Origin of the sequence: Acinetobacter sp. WU_MDCI_Abxb74 (assembly GCF_025513915.1) — a bacterium.
GTDB classification, from domain to species: Bacteria; Pseudomonadota; Gammaproteobacteria; order Pseudomonadales; family Moraxellaceae; genus Acinetobacter; species Acinetobacter calcoaceticus_C.
Window position 1 is genome coordinate 1 of the sequence record NZ_JAHPRP010000021.1, and the last position, 5343, is coordinate 5343.

General features: G+C 48.5%; 2 tRNA genes and 2 rRNA genes. All 4 read left to right on the forward strand.

Features of this window, described 5'->3' with window-relative positions:
* Positions 1-178 precede the first annotated feature (178 nt).
* The 4 genes from KTH84_RS18945 (at position 179) to KTH84_RS18960 (ending at position 5248) form a co-directional block, all read left to right on the forward strand.
* Positions 179-1716, forward strand: a 16S ribosomal RNA gene (locus KTH84_RS18945).
* 59 nt (positions 1717-1775) lie between these two features.
* Positions 1776-1852 (forward strand) — tRNA-Ile (locus KTH84_RS18950).
* A gap of 56 nt (positions 1853-1908) precedes the next feature.
* Positions 1909-1984: transfer RNA gene (locus KTH84_RS18955), tRNA-Ala, on the forward strand.
* Between the two features lie 370 nt (positions 1985-2354).
* Positions 2355-5248 (forward strand): 23S ribosomal RNA (locus KTH84_RS18960).
* Together the 16S and 23S rRNA genes with 2 tRNA genes alongside form the textbook arrangement of a ribosomal RNA operon.
* Positions 5249-5343 lie beyond the last annotated feature (95 nt).

Consider the following 5343-nt stretch of genomic DNA (forward strand, 5'->3'; position numbering starts at 1 on the left):
AAGATCATTAAGAGATTATGAAGAACAACTTGTGTGGATTTTTACTGATTGATTGATCGAAATATTATCATTGATTGATTGGTTTAAATTACTCGAAGTTTATTTGAGCGAAATTTAAGTCAGAAAATTGATGAGCCAGAATTGGCACCTTGTCTTTAATAAGGTGCAAAATGATTTTTAACTGAAGAGTTTGATCATGGCTCAGATTGAACGCTGGCGGCAGGCTTAACACATGCAAGTCGAGCGGAGTGATGGTGCTTGCACTATCACTTAGCGGCGGACGGGTGAGTAATGCTTAGGAATCTGCCTATTAGTGGGGGACAACATTTCGAAAGGAATGCTAATACCGCATACGTCCTACGGGAGAAAGCAGGGGATCTTCGGACCTTGCGCTAATAGATGAGCCTAAGTCGGATTAGCTAGTTGGTGGGGTAAAGGCCTACCAAGGCGACGATCTGTAGCGGGTCTGAGAGGATGATCCGCCACACTGGGACTGAGACACGGCCCAGACTCCTACGGGAGGCAGCAGTGGGGAATATTGGACAATGGGCGCAAGCCTGATCCAGCCATGCCGCGTGTGTGAAGAAGGCCTTATGGTTGTAAAGCACTTTAAGCGAGGAGGAGGCTACTGAAGTTAATACCTTCAGATAGTGGACGTTACTCGCAGAATAAGCACCGGCTAACTCTGTGCCAGCAGCCGCGGTAATACAGAGGGTGCAAGCGTTAATCGGATTTACTGGGCGTAAAGCGCGCGTAGGCGGCTAATTAAGTCAAATGTGAAATCCCCGAGCTTAACTTGGGAATTGCATTCGATACTGGTTAGCTAGAGTGTGGGAGAGGATGGTAGAATTCCAGGTGTAGCGGTGAAATGCGTAGAGATCTGGAGGAATACCGATGGCGAAGGCAGCCATCTGGCCTAACACTGACGCTGAGGTGCGAAAGCATGGGGAGCAAACAGGATTAGATACCCTGGTAGTCCATGCCGTAAACGATGTCTACTAGCCGTTGGGGCCTTTGAGGCTTTAGTGGCGCAGCTAACGCGATAAGTAGACCGCCTGGGGAGTACGGTCGCAAGACTAAAACTCAAATGAATTGACGGGGGCCCGCACAAGCGGTGGAGCATGTGGTTTAATTCGATGCAACGCGAAGAACCTTACCTGGCCTTGACATAGTAAGAACTTTCCAGAGATGGATTGGTGCCTTCGGGAACTTACATACAGGTGCTGCATGGCTGTCGTCAGCTCGTGTCGTGAGATGTTGGGTTAAGTCCCGCAACGAGCGCAACCCTTTTCCTTATTTGCCAGCGAGTAATGTCGGGAACTTTAAGGATACTGCCAGTGACAAACTGGAGGAAGGCGGGGACGACGTCAAGTCATCATGGCCCTTACGGCCAGGGCTACACACGTGCTACAATGGTCGGTACAAAGGGTTGCTACCTAGCGATAGGATGCTAATCTCAAAAAGCCGATCGTAGTCCGGATTGGAGTCTGCAACTCGACTCCATGAAGTCGGAATCGCTAGTAATCGCGGATCAGAATGCCGCGGTGAATACGTTCCCGGGCCTTGTACACACCGCCCGTCACACCATGGGAGTTTGTTGCACCAGAAGTAGGTAGTCTAACCGCAAGGAGGACGCTTACCACGGTGTGGCCGATGACTGGGGTGAAGTCGTAACAAGGTAGCCGTAGGGGAACCTGCGGCTGGATCACCTCCTTAACGAAAGATTGACGATTGGTAAGAATCCACAACAAGTTGTTCTTCATAGATGTATCTGAGGGTCTGTAGCTCAGTTGGTTAGAGCACACGCTTGATAAGCGTGGGGTCACAAGTTCAAGTCTTGTCAGACCCACCATGACTTTGACTGATTAAGGTTATAGACAGAAAGATACATAACTGATGATGTAAGCTGGGGACTTAGCTTAGTTGGTAGAGCGCCTGCTTTGCACGCAGGAGGTCAGGAGTTCGACTCTCCTAGTCTCCACCAGAACTTAAGAGAAGTTCGGATTACAGAAATTAGTAAATAAAGATTTAGATCTTGGTTTATTAACTTCTGTGATTTAAGTATCACGGTATTAAGCATGACCTGACGAAGGCATGTTTATTCATTAACAGATTGGCAAAATTGAGTCTGAAATAAATTGTTCACTCAATAATGAAAAGAGAAGAAGTAATTCTAATCTTGGAATTCATTGAGAACTAGCAAATTAACTGAATCAAGCGTTTTGGTATATGAATTAGATTGAAGCTGTACAGTGTTTAAATACACAGTACTTCAAACTGTAAGAGATTGATGAGGAATCATTGATCATGTCTTATTACTCCTTGTAGGTAATAACGACTGTTTGGGGTTGTATAGTCAAGTAATTAAGTGCATGTGGTGGATGCCTTGGCAGTCAGAGGCGATGAAAGACGTAATAGCCTGCGATAAGCTCCGGGGAGGCGGCAAATATCCTTTGATCCGGAGATTTCTGAATGGGGGAACCCACCTACTTTAAGGTAGGTATTGCAACATGAATACATAGTGTTGCAAGGCGAACGAGGGGAAGTGAAACATCTCAGTACCCTTAGGAAAAGAAATCAATTGAGATTCCCTTAGTAGCGGCGAGCGAACGGGGATCAGCCCATTAAGTTATGTGTGTTTTAGTGGAACGCTCTGGGAAGTGCGAACGTAGAGGGTGATATTCCCGTACACGAAAGGGCACACATAATGATGACGAGTAGGGCGAGGCACGTGAAACCTTGTCTGAATATGGGGGGACCATCCTCCAAGGCTAAATACTCCTGACTGACCGATAGTGAACCAGTACCGTGAGGGAAAGGCGAAAAGAACCCCTGTGAGGGGAGTGAAATAGATCCTGAAACCGCATGCATACAAGCAGTGGGAGCCGACTTGTTCGGTGACTGCGTACCTTTTGTATAATGGGTCAGCGACTTATATTCAGTAGCGAGGTTAACCGTATAGGGGAGCCGTAGAGAAATCGAGTCTTAATAGGGCGTTTAGTTGCTGGGTATAGACCCGAAACCAGGCGATCTATCCATGAGCAGGTTGAAGGTTGGGTAACACTAACTGGAGGACCGAACCCACTGTCGTTGAAAAGCCAGGGGATGACTTGTGGATAGGGGTGAAAGGCTAATCAAGCCTGGTGATAGCTGGTTCTCCCCGAAAGCTATTTAGGTAGCGCCTCGGACGAATACCATAGGGGGTAGAGCACTGTTTCGGCTAGGGGGTCATCCCGACTTACCAAACCGATGCAAACTCCGAATACCTATGAGTACTATCCGGGAGACAGACTGCGGGTGCTAACGTCCGTAGTCAAGAGGAAAACAATCCAGACCGCCAGCTAAGGCCCCAAAATCATAGTTAAGTGGGAAACGATGTGGGAAGGCATAGACAGCTAGGAGGTTGGCTTAGAAGCAGCCACCCTTTAAAGAAAGCGTAATAGCTCACTAGTCGAGTCGGCCTGCGCGGAAGATGTAACGGGGCTAAAACTATGTGCCGAAGCTGCGGATTTGACTTTTAAGTCAAGTGGTAGGGGAGCGTTCTGTAAGCCGATGAAGGTGTATTGAGAAGTATGCTGGAGGTATCAGAAGTGCGAATGCTGACGTGAGTAACGACAAAACGGGTGAAAAACCCGTTCGCCGAAAGACCAAGGGTTCCAGTCCAACGTTAATCGGGGCTGGGTGAGTCGACCCCTAAGGCGAGGCCGAAAGGCGTAGTCGATGGGAAATTGGTTAATATTCCAATACTTCTGTGTAATGCGATGAGAGGACGGAGAAGGTTAAGTCAGCCTGGCGTTGGTTGTCCAGGTGAAAGGAAGTAGGCATGCATCTTAGGCAAATCCGGGGTGCTCTATGCTGAGATCTGATAGCAAGCTGTACTTGTACAGCGAAGTGGCTGATACCATGCTTCCAGGAAAAGTCTCTAAGCTTCAGTTACACAGGAATCGTACCCTAAACCGACACAGGTGGTCAGGTCGAGTAGACCAAGGCGCTTGAGAGAACTCTGCTGAAGGAACTAGGCAAAATGGTACCGTAACTTCGGGAGAAGGTACGCTGTTGTTGGTGATGGAACTTGCTTCCTGAGCTGATGACAGCCACAGAAACCAGGCCGCTGCAACTGTTTATTAAAAACATAGCACTCTGCAAACACGAAAGTGGACGTATAGGGTGTGATGCCTGCCCGGTGCTGGAAGGTTAATTGATGGGGTTAGCGTAAGCGAAGCTCTTGATCGAAGCCCCAGTAAACGGCGGCCGTAACTATAACGGTCCTAAGGTAGCGAAATTCCTTGTCGGGTAAGTTCCGACCTGCACGAATGGCATAATGATGGCGGCGCTGTCTCCAGCAGAGGCTCAGTGAAATCGAAATCGCTGTGAAGATGCAGTGTACCCGCGGCTAGACGGAAAGACCCCGTGAACCTTTACTGCAGCTTGACATTGAACTTTGACCTTACTTGTGTAGGATAGGTGGGAGGCTTTGAAGTTGGAACGCTAGTTCCAATGGAGCCGTCCTTGAAATACCACCCTGGTAATGTTGAGGTTCTAACTCTGCCCCGTAATCCGGGGCGAGGACCATGTCTGGTGGGTAGTTTGACTGGGGCGGTCTCCTCCTAAAGAGTAACGGAGGAGTACGAAGGTGCGCTCAGCGTGGTCGGAAATCACGCGTAGAGTATAAAGGCAAAAGCGCGCTTAACTGCGAGACCCACAAGTCGAGCAGGTACGAAAGTAGGTCTTAGTGATCCGGTGGTTCTGTATGGAAGGGCCATCGCTCAACGGATAAAAGGTACTCTGGGGATAACAGGCTGATACCGCCCAAGAGTTCATATCGACGGCGGTGTTTGGCACCTCGATGTCGGCTCATCTCATCCTGGGGCTGAAGCAGGTCCCAAGGGTATGGCTGTTCGCCATTTAAAGAGGTACGCGAGCTGGGTTTAGAACGTCGTGAGACAGTTCGGTCCCTATCTACCGTGGGCGCTGGAAATTTGAGAGGATCTGCTCCTAGTACGAGAGGACCAGAGTGGACGAACCTCTGGTGTACCGGTTGTGACGCCAGTCGCATCGCCGGGTAGCTATGTTCGGAAGGGATAACCGCTGAAAGCATCTAAGCGGGAAGCCTACCTCAAGATAAGATTTCCCTAGGACTTTATGTCCTCTAAAGAGCCGTTCGAGACTAGGACGTTGATAGGTTGGATGTGGAAGCATAGTGATATGTGAAGCTGACCAATACTAATTGCTCGTGAGGCTTGACTATACAACACCCAAGCAGTTGTATATATGGCATCAATCGATTCATTAATATGCAAAGCAACTTGATTTAGTTATATGTTTAGCTAAAATGAACAAAAT